The sequence below is a fragment of the Arthrobacter sp. U41 genome (genome assembly GCF_001750145.1).
GTDB lineage: Bacteria > Actinomycetota > Actinomycetes > Actinomycetales > Micrococcaceae > Arthrobacter.
On the sequence record NZ_CP015732.1, the window covers coordinates 2559948 to 2577815 of the forward strand.

At 70.3% G+C, this 17868-nt stretch carries 8 protein-coding genes and 1 pseudogene; all 9 read left to right on the top strand.

From position 1 onward, the window contains the following. Window positions 1-82 precede the first annotated feature (82 nt). Window positions 83-6268, top strand: a complete 6186-nt coding sequence (locus ASPU41_RS11670; RefSeq protein ID WP_083266480.1) for an Ig-like domain-containing protein — start codon at window positions 83-85, stop codon at window positions 6266-6268. Window positions 6269-6341: 73 nt separating this feature from the next. Continuing rightward, a complete protein-coding gene (locus ASPU41_RS11675; RefSeq protein WP_069951057.1) occupies window positions 6342-7316 on the top strand; it encodes an AAA family ATPase in 975 nt (324 codons plus the stop codon). 99 nt (window positions 7317-7415) lie between these two features. Next, on the top strand, window positions 7416-8747 hold the full coding sequence (locus tag ASPU41_RS11680) for a DUF58 domain-containing protein (protein ID WP_069951058.1): 1332 nt from the start codon (window positions 7416-7418) through the stop codon (window positions 8745-8747). Further along, window positions 8744-11296: a transglutaminase-like domain-containing protein gene (locus tag ASPU41_RS11685; RefSeq protein WP_083266481.1), complete on the top strand. Its 2553-nt coding sequence runs from the start codon at window positions 8744-8746 to the stop codon at window positions 11294-11296. Before ASPU41_RS11680 ends, ASPU41_RS11685 begins: the two co-directional genes overlap by 4 nt. After that, window positions 11293-12771, top strand: coding sequence for an RDD family protein (locus ASPU41_RS11690; protein ID WP_069951059.1), 1479 nt, complete (start codon window positions 11293-11295; stop codon window positions 12769-12771). Before ASPU41_RS11685 ends, ASPU41_RS11690 begins: the two co-directional genes overlap by 4 nt. Beyond that, window positions 12768-13724, top strand: coding sequence for a PP2C family protein-serine/threonine phosphatase (locus ASPU41_RS11695; protein ID WP_069951060.1), 957 nt, complete (start codon window positions 12768-12770; stop codon window positions 13722-13724). Before ASPU41_RS11690 ends, ASPU41_RS11695 begins: the two co-directional genes overlap by 4 nt. After that, the gene (locus tag ASPU41_RS23045) at window positions 13711-15489 is read left to right on the top strand and encodes an FHA domain-containing protein (protein WP_069951061.1); all 1779 of its coding nucleotides are present in this window, start codon (window positions 13711-13713) and stop codon (window positions 15487-15489) included. Before ASPU41_RS11695 ends, ASPU41_RS23045 begins: the two co-directional genes overlap by 14 nt. Continuing rightward, window positions 15486-17120: a serine/threonine-protein kinase gene (locus ASPU41_RS11705; protein WP_069951062.1), complete on the top strand. Its 1635-nt coding sequence runs from the start codon at window positions 15486-15488 to the stop codon at window positions 17118-17120. Before ASPU41_RS23045 ends, ASPU41_RS11705 begins: the two co-directional genes overlap by 4 nt. Window positions 17121-17152: 32 nt before the next feature. Further along, window positions 17153-17833: pseudogene (locus ASPU41_RS11710) on the top strand (hypothetical protein); the annotation flags it as partial. Window positions 17834-17868 lie beyond the last annotated feature (35 nt).

Here is a 17868-nt window from a genome sequence, read left to right on the forward strand (position 1 = left end):
ATGCGATAGTCGTAGCATCTGGCACCAGCACGGGCGATGCCCCCTGCCTGGCGGCCGTGACCTTCTGGGGGACACACCACACATGAAGACCTTCCTTTCCGCCCTGCGGCCAAAAACCCGCCGGCCGGGTGCGGCAGGCCCGCTGACCGGCCGCTTCACCGCACGGCGAAAGCGCTTCCTGGCAGGAACCGGGCTCGCTGCCGCCTCCGCGGTCCTCATCACCGGCGCCATCATCTATCCCGGGTTCAAGACCACTGAGGTGGAGCTGAACGACGGCGGAGTGTGGGTGGTGTCGAAGTCGAAGAATGCGGTGGGGCGGCTGAATTACCCGTCGCGGGTGCTGGACGGGGCGGTGACGCCGGCGTCGGCGACGTTTGATGTGCTCCAGGATGCCGGGACGGTGTTCGTGGATGACACTGCCGGGTCGACGTTGAACCAGGTGTCGGCGGCGCAGATGCGTTTGGGCGGGGACAAGAAGCTGCCGGGTTCGGCGGCGGTGAGTTTCGGGTCGAAGGTCATTTCGGTGACGGATGCGGCCAAGGGCCGGGTCTGGGCGCTGTCGCCGTCGACGGTGACGGGTTTTGACGAGGAGAATTCCGAGCCGGTCCTGGCGGGGTCTGCCGGGACCGTGTCGGCGGTGGGTGCTGATGACCGGATCTACAGTGCGGATCCGAAGTCCGGGCAGGTCACGGTGACGACGGTGGATGCCGAGGGTGGGCGCACAGACGCGAAGGTGAGCACGTGGGACGGGCTCAAGGGTGCGGGGGACCTGCAGCTGGCGGTCGTGGGGGACCAGCCGGTGGTGCTCGATGCGGGCCGGGGGAAGCTGTTTCTTCCGGGCGGGCGTGAACTGGCGCTGGCGGATGCGCGGGATGCGAAGCTGCAGCTCTCGGGTCCGGCTGCGGATGCGGTTGCGGTCGCGACGCCGAAGGCGCTGCTGAAGCAGCCGCTGGACGGTTCGACGGCGAAGACGGTCACGTTCGGCGGGCAGGGGGTTCCGGCGGCGCCGGTGCAGCTGGCCGGGTGCATCCATGCGGCGTGGTCGGGGGCAAACAAATACGTCCGTGAGTGCGTGAACGATGCCGATGACAAGACCGTGGACGTGCCCAAGGCCTCGGCGTCGCCGAGCTATGTGTTCCGGGTGAACCGGGACTTGGTGGTCCTCAACGACGTGAACTCCGGCAATGTCTGGCTGGTGAACCAGAACATGCAGCTGGTCAACAACTGGGACGACGTCATCCCGCCGCAGCAGACCTCGGACGACGCGGACAAGGACTCCGCCGACGAGGTCCAGCAGACCGTGCTCCCGGACCGCACCAAACCCAACAGCGCGCCCGCCGCCAAACCCGATACCTTCGGCGTGCGCGCCGGCAAGACCACCATCCTGCCCGTGCTGGACAACGACACCGACCCGGACGGCGACATCCTCACCGTCCGCAGCCCGGACCCGCTCAGCTCCGGGCTGCTGGCGCCCATCTACGGCGCCACCGGCTTCCAGATCAGCGTCGGGGCGGACAAGTCCGGACCGGAAACCTTCAAATACGCGGTCGACGACGGCCGCGGACTCTCCGCCAGCGCCGACGTGACCCTCAACATCGTGCCGCCGGGGGAGAACGCCGCCCCGCGGCAAAAACCCAACCGCAACACCACGCTCGTGGTGCAGTCCGGCAAGATCGTCAGCCAGAACATCCTCCCCGACTGGATCGACCCCGACGGCGACGATCTCTTCGTCGTCGGCGCGGCCAGCAGCGACCCCCGCGACCAGGTCAAGGTCCGGCCCGACGGCCTGCTCAGCTTCCAGGATGCCGGCTCCGAGCCCGGCCGCAAGACCGTCACGGTCACCGTTTCGGACGGCCGCTCCACCGCCGAAGGCAAGGTCACCGTCGACGTCCGCGCCCCGGGGGCGCTGCCGCCGATCGCGAACGCGGACCACCTGGTCGCCGTCGCCGGGGTGGACACCGTCATCGCGCCGCTGAAGAACGACTCGGACCCCCTGGGCGGCGCCCTGCGCCTCGCGCAGGTCACCCCGGACGGGAACTCCACCGCCACCATGGGCGCGGACCAGCAGACCTTCACGTTCAACTCCACCGCCCAGGGCGCCCACTACGTCTCCTACCTGGTGACCAACGGACCGGCCAGCGCCCAGCAGCTGGTCCGCGTCGACGTCGTCCCCGGCGGCGGCGACGGCGCCCCGGTGGCGGTCCGGGACACCGCCCTGCTGCCCAGCGGCGGCAGCGTCCTGGTGGACGTTCTCGGCAACGACTCCGATCCCTCCGGCGGCATGCTCGTCGTGCAGTCGGTGACAGCGGCGGACGGACTGCCGGTGAGCGCTGCGGTGCTGGACCACTCCGTGGTCCGGATCACCGACGTCCGCGCGGAAGGCCAGCTCAGCGTCAAATACACCATCTCCAACGGCAAATCCTCCGCGAGCGGGGAGATCGCCGTCCTGGTGGTCCCCGCCCCCACGAAACTCCAGGCGCCGCAGGCCAAACCGGACGAGGCGACCGTGCGAGCCGGCGACGTCGTCACCATCCCGGTACTGGAAAACGACACCGACCCCAACGGCGGAAAGCTCAGCCTGGAACCGGTGCTGGCCCAGCAGCCGGACGCCGCGGACGGCCGGATCTTCACCTCCGGCGGGATGCTGCGCTTCATCGCCGGTGAGGTCCCGAAGACCGTCTACGCGATCTACAAGGTCACCAACGCCTCCGGACAGTCGGATTCCCAGCAGGTCACCATCCGCATCCGGGCCCGCGACGACGAACGCAACACCCGCCCGGAACCGAAAAACCTCACCGCCCGCGTGGTGGCCGGCATGACGGTGCGCATTCCCGTGCCGCTCGACGGCGTCGACACCGACGGCGACTCCGTCCAGCTGACCGGCGTGGACAAGGCCCCCGCGATGGGCACGGCCGTGGTCAAGGACGGCTACCTCGAATTCACCGCCGCCGGCAACGCCGCCGGCACGGACACCTTCAGCTACCGCGTCCGGGACCGGATCGGCGCCGAAAACACCGGCACCGTCATCGTCGGGATCGCGCCGCAGGAAGCCAACAACCAGAAACCCATCGCCGTGGACGACGCGGTGGACGTCCGGCCCGGCCGCAAGATCGCCGTCGAGGCCCTCGCCAACGACTCGGACCCGGACGGGGACCCGGTCAGCCTGGTCAGCAACGGTTTCGAGGCCCGCCCCGAGCTCGGGGTCGAGCCCGCCGACGGCGGCAAGGTGCTCCTCACCGCCCCCGGTGCCGCCGGCAACGAAAGCGTCAGCTACAAGATCCAGGACGACAAAAAAGCCCAGGGCAGCGCCGTGATCCGGGTCCGGGTCAGCCCGGACGCCGCCTTGAAGCTTCCCGTCGCCAAGGACGACGTGGTCACGCCCGCCGAGACGCTGGGCAAGTCCGCCGTCGACGTCCCCGTCCTGAAGAACGATTCGGATCCGGACGGCGTCGCCGCCGAACTCAAGATCAGCCTGCCGGACGGCAACCCGAACGCCCGCGCGGGCGACGGCAGTGTCCGGGTGGCCCTCGTGCCGAAGGACCAGTTGGTCCCGTACACTGTCACCGACGTCGACGGCCAAAGCGCGACGGCGGTCATCTGGGTCCCCGGCCAGGGCGAACAGCACCCCACGCTGGCCCGGACCGACGCCGTCGAAGTGATGGCGGGCAAGCAAATCGACCTGGACCTGAACGAATACGTCCGGGTCAGGGAGGGCCGCACCCCGCGGATCACCCAGGTGGACAACGTCCGGGTGCAGGGGGCCGACCCGCAGAACGTCGTGGCCGGAAACGGCGACAAGCTGCGCTACGCCGCGCTCGAGGACTACGTGGGCCCGGGCTCCGTCACGTTTGAAGTAACCGACGGCACCGGCCCGGATGACCCGCAGGGCCTCAAATCGACCCTCAGCGTCATCACCAGGGTGATTCCCGATCCGAACGCCAACCACCAGCCGAGCTTCAGCGGAGCGACGCTGGAGGTGCCGACGGCGGAATCCGCAAGCCTGGAGCTGGGCAACCTGGCCAAGGACGTGGACTCCGGCGACCAGGAGAAGCTCAGGTTCGAACTCGACGGCACGCTGCCGGAGGGCTTCAAGGCCGCCGTGGACGGCGGAACCCTGAAGGTCACCGCGGACTCCGGCAAGGCCGCAGGCTGGAAGGGCAGTATCCCGCTCAAGGTCACCGACGGCCGCTCCGAGCCGGTCAGGGCCAGCATCACGGCAACCGTCGTGGCCTCCAACCGCCCGCTGCCGGTCGCCAACGAGGACGTGATCGAGAAAGTCAACGCCGGCAAGACCGAGACCATCAACGTGCTCGCCAACGACTTCAACCCTTTCAGCGAGACCCCGCTGCGGATTGTCGCGGCCACGGTGGAAACCGGCTCCGCCGCCGGACAGCCTGCCATTTCCGGCGACTCGATCACCGTGACCCCGGCCGCCGGCTTCAAGGGCGTGATGGTGCTGCGCTACACCGTGATGGACAAGACCGATGACGTGTCCCGGCAGACCGACGGCAGGGTCCGGATCACGGTCCGGGACAAGCCGGACGCCCCCTCGGCGCCGGCCGCCACGGACGTGCGCAGCCGGACCGCGGTGCTTAAATGGACTCCGCCCTCGGATAACGGAGCCACCATCAGCAAGTACACCGTGCGCTCGGCCGGCTTCAGCCAGGACTGCGCCACCACCACCTGCACGCTCAGCGGACTGACCAACGACGTCAAGTACGTCTTCACCGTCACCGCCACCAACGAGGTCGGGGAGTCGGTGCCGTCGCCGGCCTCCAACGAAATCCGGCCGGACGAGAAACCCTCGCCGCCGGAGGCCCCCACGGTCAAGGCCGGGGACAAGAACATGGTGATCACCTGGCCCGCGGCAAAGACCGAAGGCTCCGCCGTGAAGAACTACAACCTGGAGATCTCCCCGCCGCCGGCCAGCGGCATCGCCGTGAAGAACGGCGTGGCCGGACTGAGCTACACCTGGCCCGGACTGACCAACGGAGTGCGGTACAAGGTCCGCGCCCAGGCCGTCAACGAACTCGGACCCTCCGACTGGGGACAGTACTCGGCCGAGGACAACCCGGCCGGCGTGCCCGCCGCCCCGGCAGCCCCGACGACGTCGGTCGCGTCCGCCGTGGGCACCTCCAACCAGCTGAAGGTGAACTGGAGCGAGCCGAACACCAACGGCGACGCCATCAAGAGCTACTACGTCACCATGAGCGGCGGCGGAGGCGCCACCCAGACCCAGATGGTCGCCGGCACGGTGAGGACCGCGAACTTCACCGCGAACAACTCCGAAACCGGCTACACCTTCACCGTCCAGGCCGAGAACAAGGCGGGCAAGGGTGCGGTCAGCGCCGCCTCGGCACCGCGCCGTGCCACCGGCAAGCTCGGCCAGGTCTCCGGCGTGAGCGCGACGGCGGCGGACACCGGCGGCGCGGGCCGGGCCGTGGTCATCAACTTCCGGGAACTCGACACGGCCGGACGGAACGGCTCCCAGCCCGGCGAGGTCAGCTACACCTACTACGCCAGCCCCAGCGGGAAGACCGGGGGGATCACTCCCGGCCAAAAGGTCGGCGGGTTCACCAACGGCACCCCCACCACGATCACCGTCACGGCCAACTCGTCCGTCGCGCCAAGCTCAGACGCCAGTACAGGGGCCACCACCACGCCGTACGGCGCGCCCGGAACCCCCTCGGCGTCCGGACAGAACGGCGCCGAAAACCAGCGGAGCCTCAGCTTCAGCTGGAGCTCGCCGTCGACGACGACCAACGACGTCGCCTACACCCAGATCAGCATCGACAACGGGGGCTGGGAACGGGTCGCCGCCTCGGGCAGCCGGACCATCAACACCGGCGGCTTCAGCGAGCCGCACTCCATCCGCGTGCAGACGGTCAACTCCCTCGGCACCGGCGGGCCGATCGCCTCGGCGTCCGCCCAGTCCGGCGCCGCGAAGACCCGCTGGAGCACCCGGCTCAACACCGGGATGGACCGCAGCTGCACCGACCTTCCCGGCGCCACGTCCTACGATCCGAATGCCTTCACCTGCGACGGCCAGGGCGGCTACGACCGGCCGTGGATGTCCCGCTTCGACTCCTTCGACGTCATGTGCTGGAAGCCGCACGGCACCCCGTACGGCGGTGACGGGCAGTGGTACTACATCATGCGCGGCTCGCCGAACGCGACCCGGTGGATCAACTCCACGCACACCCTGATCGGCCCGCCCGCGCAGAGCGGCGTCCCGGGCTGCGACTTCCCGGTCGGAGCGACTCCATAGCCGCGCCAGGCCCGGCGGGACTTCCCGCCGGCGGCACCACGCTTTGTCACCATGAACAGAAGAGGATCCACCCATGACCATGACCACCGAACAGGCCGAATGGTTTTCCGGCACCTTCGAGAAGCTCGTCGCCAACGTCGGCCAGGCCGTGCTGGGCAAGGCCCACGTCATCCGCCTGACCTTCACCGCGATGCTCGCCGAGGGGCATGTCCTCTTCGAGGACGCCCCGGGCACCGGCAAAACCTCGCTGGCCCGGGCCCTCGCGGCCACCGTCCAGGGCTCCAACAACCGGATCCAGTTCACCCCGGACCTGCTGCCCTCGGACGTCACCGGCGTGACCATCTACGACCAGAAGACGCAGAAGTTCGAGTTCCATAAGGGACCGATCTTCAACAACATCGTCCTGGCCGACGAAATCAACCGCGCCTCGCCCAAGACCCAGTCGGCGCTGCTGGAAGTCATGGAGGAATCCCGCGTTACCGTCGATGGAACCACCTATGAGGCAGGCCGCCCGTTCATGGTGATGGCCACCCAGAACCCGATCGAGCAGGCCGGCACCTACCGGCTGCCCGAGGCCCAGCTGGACCGCTTCCTGATGAAGACCTCCATCGGCTACCCGGACCACGCCTCCACCGTGCAGCTGCTCGGCGGCGCCAACCTCAAGGACCGCTCCAGGGACATCACCCCCGTCATCACCACCCAGGCGATCGCGGACATGGCCGACCTGGCCGCCACCACCCACGTGGACACCGCCGTGCTGGAATACATCTCCCGGCTCTGCAAGGAGACCCGCAACGCTCCGGAGACCCGCCTCGGCGTCTCCGTCCGCGGCGCCCTCGCCATGGTCCGCGCGGCCAAGGTCTGGGCCGCCAGCCAGGGACGCAACTTCGTGCTGCCGGACGACATCAAGGACCTTGCCGCTGTCGTCTGGACCCACCGCTTCGTGATGGACCCGGAAGCCGAATTCTCCGGTGCGACCGCCGAGGCCGTGCTCAAGCGCGTCCTCGCCGAGGTCGCCGCGCCGCAGCAGCGCGCCTCCGTTGTTTAGGAGCGCCGGCTAGCACCACCGGCCAGCAGCACGGCATCACGCGCATCTCCCGGCAGCACCCCCGGCACCCATGAGCCCGGCACAAACAAAGGCACCCATATGTCCTCCAGCACTCCGCTGACCCGGCTTGCTGAACGCCTGCAACGGCCCTTCCACCGGGACGGCCGGCCCACGCGCCTGCATCCGGGCTCCCTCTGGGCCGAAGCCGGCGGCACGGCCCGGCTGGCCGTGGCACCGGCCTGGCGCGCCGTGCGCGGGCTCTGGCTGCGCTACGCGTGGCCTGTCCTCTCGGTAGTCAGCGCCCTGGGCTGGTTCATCCTCGCCGCGTCGGTCCTGCTGTGGACCTTCGGACAGGCGTTCGGCTGGCAGGAAGCCAAGGCCGCCGCGATCGCCGCGTTCGTGCTGTTCGTGCTCGCCGTCGGCTTTATCCTGGGCCGCTCCTCCTACGGTGTTGTGCTGGACCTGGCCCGCACCCGGGTGGCGGTGGGGGACAGCGCCGTCGGAAGCATTGCCGTCTCTAACACCTCGGCCCGCCCGCTGCTGCCCGCGGACCTGGAACTGCCGGTCGGAGCCGCCACCGCCGTGTTCCACCTGCCCCGGATGAAACCGCAGCAGGTCCACGAGGACCTGTTCACCATCCCCACGGCGCGCCGCGCCGTCATTGTGGTGGGCCCGGTCCGCTCCGTCCGCGCCGACCCGCTGCACCTGCTGCGCCGCCAGGTGCTCTGGACCGAACCCGAGGACCTGTTCGTGCACCCGAAAACCACGGCCCTGGCCGGTTCGGCCGCCGGATTCATCCGCGACCTCGAGGGCATGCCCACCACCGACCTCTCCAGCGCCGACGTGTCCTTCCACGCGCTGCGAGACTACGTGCCGGGAGACGACCGGCGGCACATCCACTGGAAGACCACGGCCCGCACCAACAAGCTCATGGTCCGCCAGTTCGAGGAAACCCGCCGGGCACACCTCGCCATCTCGCTCTCGATCAACACGGACGAATACGCCTCCGAGGAGGAGTTCGAGCTGGCCATCTCCGCCGCCGCCTCGATCGGACGGCAGGCCATCCGCGAACAGCGCGACCTCGACGTGCTCACCCAAAAAGGCCCGCTGCGCTGCGAAACCGGCCGCAACATGCTCGATGACATGACCCGGATCGTCGGCGCCCCCCAGCGCCGGACCGCCGTCGACCTCGCCCGAAGCCTGGCGGACACCGTTCCCAACGCCTCCGTGGTGTTCCTGATCGTCGGCAGCAACGTCACCCCCACCCAGCTTCGCTCCGCTTCGGCCGCCGTGCCGCTGGGCGTCCGCAGCCTCGCCGTCCGGCTCCAATCCGGCGCCGCGCCGGCCCGGGCGAATATCGGGGACCTGACCGTGCTGACCCTCGGCGACCTCTCTGACCTGGCCATCGTGCTGAGGAAGGCGGCAGCATGAGCACCGCAACCCCCATGCGGCCCCGCAACAACCAGCCAGCGGGGCGTTCGGCCCTGATCGGCGCCACCCCGCCCTGGCATGTCGCGCTCGACGCCGGTGCCCTCACCGTCCTGCTCGGCCTCGGTGTGCTCGGTTTCAGCCTCAGCTTCGGCGGGGACCCGTACTACCTGGTCGCCGGCTTCGGCGGCGTCCTGCTGGGCCTGGCCCTGGCCGCGGCCAACGTGCACTTCCGCCTGGGCCTGCTGATCACCGCCGCCCTGACCCTGGGCGTCTACCTCGTCTTCGGCACCGCCCTCGCGGTCCCGGAGGCCTCCATCGCCGGCGTCCTGCCCACGCTGGACTCGCTGCGCACCCTGCTGCTCGGCGTCGTGTTCGCCTGGAAGGACATGCTCACCGTCGGTGTGCCGGTCGGCACCGCCGGCGGCACCCTGATCGTGCCGTTCCTCAGCTCGCTCCTCACCGCGCTGGCGGCCGGGCTGCTGATCTGGCGGCTGAAAAGCCCGTACTGGCCGCTGCTGCCGGTGCTGGTGCTGTTCGTCACCGGCATCGCCTTCAGCACGAGCTCAGGTTTCCTCACGGTCGAACGCGGCATCTCGCTCACGGTGGTCGCGATCGCCTGGGCCACCTTCCGCCGGGACGCGCTCCGCCGCAGCGACACCCGCAAGGTCTCCGTCAACCGGCCGGAAACGGACGAGGCCGCAGCCCGCGCCGCCGGACTGCGCCGGCTGGGCACCGCCGCTGCGGTGATCGCCGTCGCCGTCGGGATCACCGCCGTCGCATCCCCGCTGGTCACCGCCAGTGACGACCGGCGCGTCCTGCGCAACACGATCGTCCCGCCGTTCGATCCGAAGGACTACGTCACACCGCTGGCGAGCTTCCGCAACTTCGTCAAGGACAAAAAGGACGACAACCTCTTCGTCGTCAAAGGACTGCCCAGGGACGCCCGGGTGCGGCTCGCCGCGCTCGATTCGTTCAACGGCACCAACTACAACATGGACCCGAACGGCTCCGGCAGCTTCAGCAAAGTGGGGGACGCCAAATCCATCAACACCCTCGCGGACTCCACCGGGATCGTGCCGACCACCAACTACGCCCTGGACATCACCATCGAGGACTACCAGGGCTACTTCCTGCCCGGCGGCAGCAAAACCACCGGGATCAGTTTCGCCCGTGACGGCTCCGGGGCCGCGTCCGGCCTGTACTTCAACGCCGGCACGGACACGGCCGTGACCACCCGGGGGCTGGCCAAGGGCGACGCCTACCGGGTCCAGGTCGCCGACCCCGCCACCCTGGAACACGGGCAGCTGACGCAATACGACTTTGCCCGGATGTCCCTGCCGGCCCCCGCCGAGGTGCCGCCCGTCGTCGGCTCCCAGGCCAACGACCTCGCCGCGGACGCCCCCACCGCCATTGACCGGGTGCGCCAGATCGAGGCGCACTTCCAGAAGAAGGGCGCCTTCAGCAACGGCCTGATCGCCGACGGCCAGTTGCCCAGCGTTTCCGGCCACGGCGCCAACCGCATCCGCAGCCTGCTCACCGCCAAGCAGATGCTCGGCGACGACGAACAGTACGCCGTCTCGATGGCACTGATGCTGCGGCACCTTGGCATCCCCTCCCGGGTGGTGATGGGGTTCTACCCGGACCCCAAGAGCCCGGAAAACGGCGCCGGCGAAGTGATAATCACCGGCAAGGACGTCCATGCCTGGGTCGAAGTCGCCTTCGACCGGGTGGGCTGGGTGTCCTTCGACCCCACCCCGCCGAAGGACAATGTGCCGATCCCGCCGGATCCGGAGAACAAGTCCAAACCCAAGCCGCAGGTGCTGCAGCCCCCGCCGCCGCCGCAGGAGCCCGCGGACCTCCCGCCGGACTCCTCACCGGATGCGCTGGACGCCGACGAGAAGAAGAACAACCCCTGGCTGTTCTGGGGCCCCCTCCTCGCGGCGGTCGGCCTCGCGCTCGTCCCGATCGGGATCCTGGCGCTGCCGCTGCTGCTGATCGCACTGCTCAAGTCCCGGCGCCGCAAGGCACGCTTCAACGACGGCCACCCGGCGCAGCGCGTCGGCGGCGGCTGGAACGAAGTCGTCAGCCTCGCGACCGACCTCGGCGCCGGCGTGGACCAGCGCGCCACCCGGCGCGAATCCGCCGTCGTGCTCGCCGACGCCTTCCCGGCCAGCCGGGGAACCACAACACTGCTGGCCCACCGTGCCGACGCCGCGATCTTCGGTGCCGGCCAGCCGAGCGAGGACGAGGTCCGGCAGTACTGGGAGACCGTGGACGGCTCGCTCAAGGAGATGACCGGGACGCTCGGGTACTGGGGACGCCAGCGCGCCCGGTTCTCGCCGCGCTCGCTGCTGGCCGACGGCCGGGCCGCGCTGAAACTGCGGAGCCTCACGCCAGGGCTGTCCGGCAGGAAGCGCGCCGTGCCCGCCGTTACGGGCCAACCCGCAGGTACAGTGGAGTCCGGCCCGGCAGCAGAGGACTTTGTTGCTGCTGCCGATGCCGCAGCCGACACCAGCCAGACCGCCAGGAAGAACCGCAACGAGCCATGACCGACGACGCCGAGCACTGCCCGCGCTGCCAGCAGCCGCTCCGCCCGGGGGCCGCCTTCTGTACCTCCTGCGGCACGCCGCTGAGCAACCGGTCCGCGCGGAACACCCGCAACCTGCGGGAGGATCCGCAGGCCGGCCTGATCCCCGGTAGTATCCCCGTAACGCAGGGCCCGGGTTCGGGCCGCGGACAAGGGGGAGGTCCTGCCATGCCGAACAAGCTTGAACTGGTTCCCGCTGCTGCCGGAAAACGGCTGGGGGCCGCAGTGCTGGACTGGCTGCCGCCGGTGACCATCCTGACGGTCCTGCTGGCGGTCGGGTTCGCCGGCATCACCCGCACCCAGAGCGGGGGCTTCATCGTGTACGGCACCTCGTCCCTGCTGCTCTTCGGCGGCATCGGCGCGGGCCTGACCGTAATCTACGCGGTGGTCCTCGCCTCGCTCGAGGCCCGGTCCGGTGTCACCCTCGGCAACCGCCTGATGGGCCTGCGCAGCACGGATGCCGACGGTTACGCCCCGGGCGGTGGCGCGGTGTTCCTCCGCGGCCTCATCACCGGCGCCGGAGTGCTGCTGGCCGTGGTCGCCGCCGCCGCAGTTGTGGTCTTCCAGTGGTTCGGCGTCGCCCTGCTGGTGCTCGGGCCGCTCCAGTTCCTCGGCGCGGCCTGGGCCGTCCTCGTGGTGCTCTCCAGCACCTGGGACCGCAACGGCCAACTCCGGGGCTGGCACGACACCGCCGCCAAAACCCTCGTCTTCGATGTCAAGGCCGGGCGCAATCCGATCACGACCGGCGGCATCCGGGGCCCCTACAGCTTCGCGCCGATGGACCTCCCCCCGGTCCGGCAGGTCGCCTCACCGCTGGCAGGCGCCCCGGCCGCCGCATCGTCAACTGCCGTGCCCAACCCCAACCAGTGGCAGCCGCCCGGGGTGCTGCGGCCCGCCCCTGCCGCCGTGCAGGAGCCGGCGATGGTGCCCCGGCCCGCCGCGGAGCTGCCGGCAGGGGTGCAGCAGCCAACCGGCCTGCCGCCGGTGGCCAAAACGGCGTCATTCGCGCCGTCGGTGCAGAGCATAACCTTCCCGCCGGAGAACCACCCGGACGACGACCACGACCGCACCCAGGTCCGCGGCGACACACATGCCCCGGTCACCGTGGCCATGCTCCGGATCCGGCTGGACGACGGCCGCGACGTCGAACTGGACCGCTCCGTGCTGATCGGCAGGAACCCCGCCGGGCACCCCGGCGAGGACTCCGTCCAGCTCATCCCGGTTGCCGATCCCGGCCGTTCCATTTCCAAGACCCACCTCCATCTCCTTGCCGGAAACGGGGGAGTCTGGGTGACGGACCGCAACTCCACCAACGGCAGCGCCGTCACCACCCCCGACGCCATCCGCACCGCCCTCGCGGCGGGGGAGCCCACCCACGTCCGCCCAGGCTCCACCGTGCACTTCGGTGACCGCTCCTTCTACCTAGGACAGGCATGAATCCCCAGCCGGCCGCCGTTCCGCCCTCACCCGGTTCCGACACTTCCCCGGGCGGTGCCTCCAGCCTGCGGCTCAACTGCGGCTACGGCACCGACCGCGGCCTGCGCCGCGAAATGAACGAGGATTCCTTCATCGCCTCCGACCCCGTCTTCGCAGTCGCGGACGGCATGGGCGGGCATGAGGCCGGCGAGATCGCCAGCGGCATTTGCGTGCGCACGCTCGCCCGGATCCCGCAGCTGGCGAGCGGGGAGCGTGACGCCACCGCCGGCGTCGTGCAGGAGTACCTGCTGCTGGCCGACGAGAGCATCCGAGAGGCCACCGGCTCCCGTGCCGGGACCACACTTTCCGGCGTTGTGGTGGTGGAGCAGATGGGCGTCCCGTACTGGCTGGTCCTCAATATCGGCGACTCCCGGACCTACCGGCTGAGCCAGGGCAAGCTCAAGCAGGTCAGCGTCGACCACTCCGAGGTCCAGGAACTTGTCGACGCCGGGCAGATCACCCCCGCGGAGGCCGCCGTGCACCCGCGCCGGCACGTCGTCACCCGTGCGCTGGGCACCGGCGACGAGACGGAGGCCGACTACTGGCTGCTGCCCATCGAGGAAGGAGACCGGATCCTGGTCTGCTCCGACGGTCTCAACGGCGAACTCGAAGATAACCAGATCTCCAATATCCTGCGCTCCGAGGCGGACCCTCAGAGGGCCGTGGACGAACTCATCCAGGCGGCCCTGCGCAGCGGCGGCCGGGACAACGTCACCTGCATCGTGCTGGACGCCACCAATGTCGCCAGCGACGACGGCTCCGCCCAGACAACGCCGCGCAGTGCCGCCGCCGCGGAGGACGAGGACACCCTGCCCCGGACGGATGCCCTCGACCTCGCCCCCGACGGCGAACTGGTTTCCGGGGAACCGGCCGCTGCACCGGCCGAGGGCAAGGACCCGAATGATGGCAGGTAACAACGACGCTGCGGCGCGCTACACGCCCGGCAGCTGGCTCGGTGTGGTGCGCTCCGGAACCGTGGTCCTGCTGCGCCCGGACAGCCCGGCCGGCCTTGTTGAATCGGTGTGGGAACTGCTCGGTACCAGTCCGCAGGTGCACGAAGTGCTCGACGCCGTAACCTCGGCCTCGGGCGGTTCGCTGGCCCGGCTGCCGTGGTTCGCGATCGTGGACAGCCGCAGCGCCGTGCAGTTCTTCCTGCGCGGCGGGATCGACCTGACGGTGGACCTGCCCTCCGGCCCGGTGGAACTGAGCGGCCGCGACGTGACCACCTGGACGGAGCGGCGCTTCGCCGCGGCGGCCGGATTCAGCCTGACCGTCCCCGGTGCCGACGCCACCGGCGCGTCGGGCGCCGGGCTGGACCTTCCGCTGACTGACGGTGTGGTCCTGCTCCGGGGCCTGCGGGTCAATTTTGCCGGCGCGGCCGCACCGGAGGTGGTCTCCCCGGCTGTCACGGCGGCAACAGCCGTGCCCGCACCACTTCCCGAAACAGCCTTCCCCGCAACAGCCCTTCCGGCGGAAGTTCCCGCCGACGCGGACGCCGCGGCGGCGGACGAAGTGCTGGCCGCAGCGGAAGCGGACATCGCCGCCGAACTGCGCGAGCACGGCGCCTCCGCGGAGACCGTGCTGGAGTTCCCCGGCGAGGACCTGGAGTTCGACGGAACCCTGCACGAGGAACCGGCACCGGAGCCGGCCGAGCAGGAGCCGACGGGCAGCTACGACCACCTCTGGGAACAGACCGTGATGCGGAACATCGAAGACGCCGCGGTCCGTGAGGACCCCGATGCCGACGCCGAACCCGCCCTCGAATCCGCCGCCCCCGAATCCGCCGCCCTCGAATCCGCCGCCCCCGAATCCGCCGCCCCCGAATCCGCCGCCCCCGAATCCGCCCTCGAATCCGCCGCCCCCGAATCCGCGTCCGCCGCGGAACCGCCGGCGGCACCGCGCACTGCGGTCCCCGCCGGACTGATCGACTCCGTGCCCTGGCTCACCGGCACCGGCACCGGCACCGGCAGCGGCCGCCCGCCGTCGGCCGGGTCTTCCGGGCAGCCGCAGCCGCCCGCGGCACCGCTGCCTCCGGCTGCCCCGCAGGCGCCGGACCGGCAGGTCCCGGCCGCGCAGCCCGACGCGCAGCCCGACGCGCAGCCCGACGCGGATGCCGACCACGACGGCCAGACGGTCATGAAGAGCGATCTGGCGGGGTCCGCCCAGCGGCCCGCCAGCGCCCAGCGCCCGTCCACAGGACCGGGCACGGAACCGGCCACCGGGCCCATGGTGCTGGCCCGGGTCTGCCCGCAGGGACACGCCAACCCGTCCACCTACTCGCACTGCGGCCGCTGCGGAGAGCCGCTGCCCGGCGACGGCGTCCAGGTCCGCCGGCCCCGGCTGGGCCGGATGCGCGTGTCCACCGGCGGGCTGATCGACCTGGACCAGTCGCTCATTGTGGGACGCCAGCCCTCGGTGTCGCGTGTCCAGGGCGCCGTGATGCCCAAGCTGGTCCAGGTGGCCAGCCCCAGCGGGGACATCTCCCGCTCGCACGTGGAGGTCCGGCTCGAGGGCTGGCACGTGATGCTGTGCGACCTCAAGGCAACCAACGGCACCGTGCTGGTCCGCGAAGGCCAGTCCCCGCGCCGCCTGGCCCGGGGCGAGATGGCCATCCTGCTCGACGGCGACATCGCGGAAGTCGGCGACGGCATCTCGCTGCGCTTTGAGGAGATCCCGTGAGCTCAAAACGGCCCGTAGCCCCGCCGCCACTCATTCCGGGCTTCACCTACATCAGCCTGCTCGGCTCCGGCGGCTTCTCCGACGTCTACCTCTACGAGCAGGACCGGCCGCGCCGCAAGGTGGCCGTCAAGGTGCTGCTCTCGGACCTCAAAACCGAGGGCGCCCGCCGCCGCTTCGAGTCCGAAGCGAACCTGATGGCGCAGCTGTCCTCCCACCCCTATATCGTGACGATCTTCGAAGCCGAGGTCACCGACTCCGGGCACTCCTACCTGGCCATGGAGTACTGCTCCCGCCCCAGCCTCGACGTCCGCTACCGGCGGCAGCGCTTCAGCGTGGACGAGGTCCTCGCCGTCGGCATCCAGGTGGCCTCCGCCGTCGAGACCGCCCACCGGGCCGGAATCGCCCACCGTGACATCAAACCCGCCAACATCCTGGTCACGGACTACAACAGGCCGGCCCTGACCGACTTCGGCATCTCCGGAACCCTCGCCGGGGACCAGGACGAGGACGCGGGCATGTCCATCCCGTGGTCCCCGCCCGAACAGTTCACCGGCCACCACATCGACGGCGTCCTGGTCGACGTCTGGGCACTCGGCGCCACGCTCTACACCCTGCTGGCCGGCCGGTCCCCGTTCGTGCTGCCGGGCGCCGACAACTCCCAGCGCGAACTGATCTCACGCATCACCAGCCTCCCGGTGCCGAAACTGGGCCGCGCCGACGTGCCGGAATCCCTCGAACTGGCCCTCTCCACTGCGATGGCCAAGGCCGCCGCCTCCCGCTACTCCTCGGCCCATGCCTTCGGCCTGGCCCTGCAGCGGATCCAGGCCGAACTGAACCTCTCCGTGACGCCGTTCGAGGTCCTGGAAGAGCCGCGCGCGGAGGAAAACCACTCCGACGACGGCTTCGAGGAAACCCGCGTCCGCAGCGTTGCCGCAATCGACCCGGACGCCACCGGCAACGCCCCCACCTTCCCGTCGCGGGTTGCCGGCGCGGACACCGGCGTCACGGCCGACAACGCCACCACCTTCAACAACGCGACCATCCAGCGCCGGCCGGCACTGCCCGGTTTCGACGCGCCCGGCACCTCCAACACTGCCGGCGGCCCCGCAGCCCCCGATGACGACCTGGCCGCCACGGTCAACCGCTCCAGCGCGGCGGATCAGGCAAGCGGCCGGGACGGTGCGGGGGAGTACCCGGCCGGGCACGGCCGCCGGAACCTGCTGCTCTCGGTCGTCGGCGGCACCGTGGTGGTGACCGCCGTCGTCCTCGGCATCGTGGCGGGCACCACCCGGCCCGAGCCGGCGCCCAAAGCCACCGACCAGATCAGCAGGCCTCCCGCGGACGCCCTGGACAACGGCACCGTCCCGGACGTCACCGGGCTGGCCGGGACGGCCGGACCGGCCGGGAAAATCAGCTTCAGCTGGACCAACCCGCAGCCCAAACCGGGGGACAGCTACAAGTGGCGGGTCCACACGCTGCAGGGCGGCGGGCAGTACCAGGCCGCCGCAGAGCCGAGGGCAGAAATGGCGGCGAACCCCGCCGAGCCCAGCTGCATCCAGGTGATGATCGTCCGCAGCGACGGGGCCTCCTCACCGCTGGGTCCGGACTCCATCGCGTGCGTCAGCAAATAGCAGCACCAACGGCTTCCAGGAAGGCACGGATTATGGGGGATCTGGCAATAGATTTCTGCGGCGAGTGGCACGAGCCCTCGGACGGGGATATCTTCAGCATCGGCCGCGAAGGCGACCTCGAGGTGGACGACAACCCGTACCTGCACCGGCAGTTCCTGCAGATCGCGCGCTATGACGGCATCTGGTGGCTCAGCAACGTCGGCAGCATGCTCTCCGCGACCATCGCCGATGCCTCCGGCGGGATGCAGGCCTGGCTCTCGCCGGGGGCCCGCATCCCGCTGGTCTTCAGCCACACCAACGTCATCTTCACCGCCGGGCCCACCACCTACGAGTTCGCCGTGCACCTCCGGACCCCGGCGTTCCGGCAGGAATCCCGCGGTCAGGACAGCGGCGGGGACACCACGATCGGCCCGGTGATCTTCACCGACTCGCAGAAAGCCCTGATCGTGGCCCTCGCCGAACCCATGCTGCGCCGCGACGGGACCGGCTTCAGCGCTATCCCCTCCTCGGCCGACGCCGCCAGGACCCTGGGCTGGGCGCTGACGCGGTTCAACCGGAAGCTGGACAACGTGTGCGACAAACTGGACAAAGTCGGCGTCTCCGGCCTGCGCGGCGGCGGCGGCAAACTCGCCACCAACCGCCGCGCACGGCTCGTGGAACACGCCGTCACCTCGCACCTCGTGACCACCGCTGACCTGCACCTGCTGGACAGGCACGCCGCCGACAAGCACGCCGCCGACAAGCACGC

Excerpts from the sequence above, each read along its gene's own strand:
- ASPU41_RS23045 (WP_069951061.1), top strand. The coding sequence starts at position 13,711 with ATGATGGCAGGTAACAACGACGCTGCGGCGCGCTACACGCCCGGCAGC.
- ASPU41_RS11695 (WP_069951060.1), top strand. The coding sequence starts at position 12,768 with ATGAATCCCCAGCCGGCCGCCGTTCCGCCCTCACCCGGTTCCGACACT.
- ASPU41_RS11670 (WP_083266480.1), top strand. The coding sequence starts at position 83 with ATGAAGACCTTCCTTTCCGCCCTGCGGCCAAAAACCCGCCGGCCGGGT.
- ASPU41_RS11685 (WP_083266481.1), top strand. The coding sequence starts at position 8,744 with ATGAGCACCGCAACCCCCATGCGGCCCCGCAACAACCAGCCAGCGGGG.
- ASPU41_RS11680 (WP_069951058.1), top strand. The coding sequence starts at position 7,416 with ATGTCCTCCAGCACTCCGCTGACCCGGCTTGCTGAACGCCTGCAACGG.
- ASPU41_RS11690 (WP_069951059.1), top strand. The coding sequence starts at position 11,293 with ATGACCGACGACGCCGAGCACTGCCCGCGCTGCCAGCAGCCGCTCCGC.
- ASPU41_RS11675 (WP_069951057.1), top strand. The coding sequence starts at position 6,342 with ATGACCATGACCACCGAACAGGCCGAATGGTTTTCCGGCACCTTCGAG.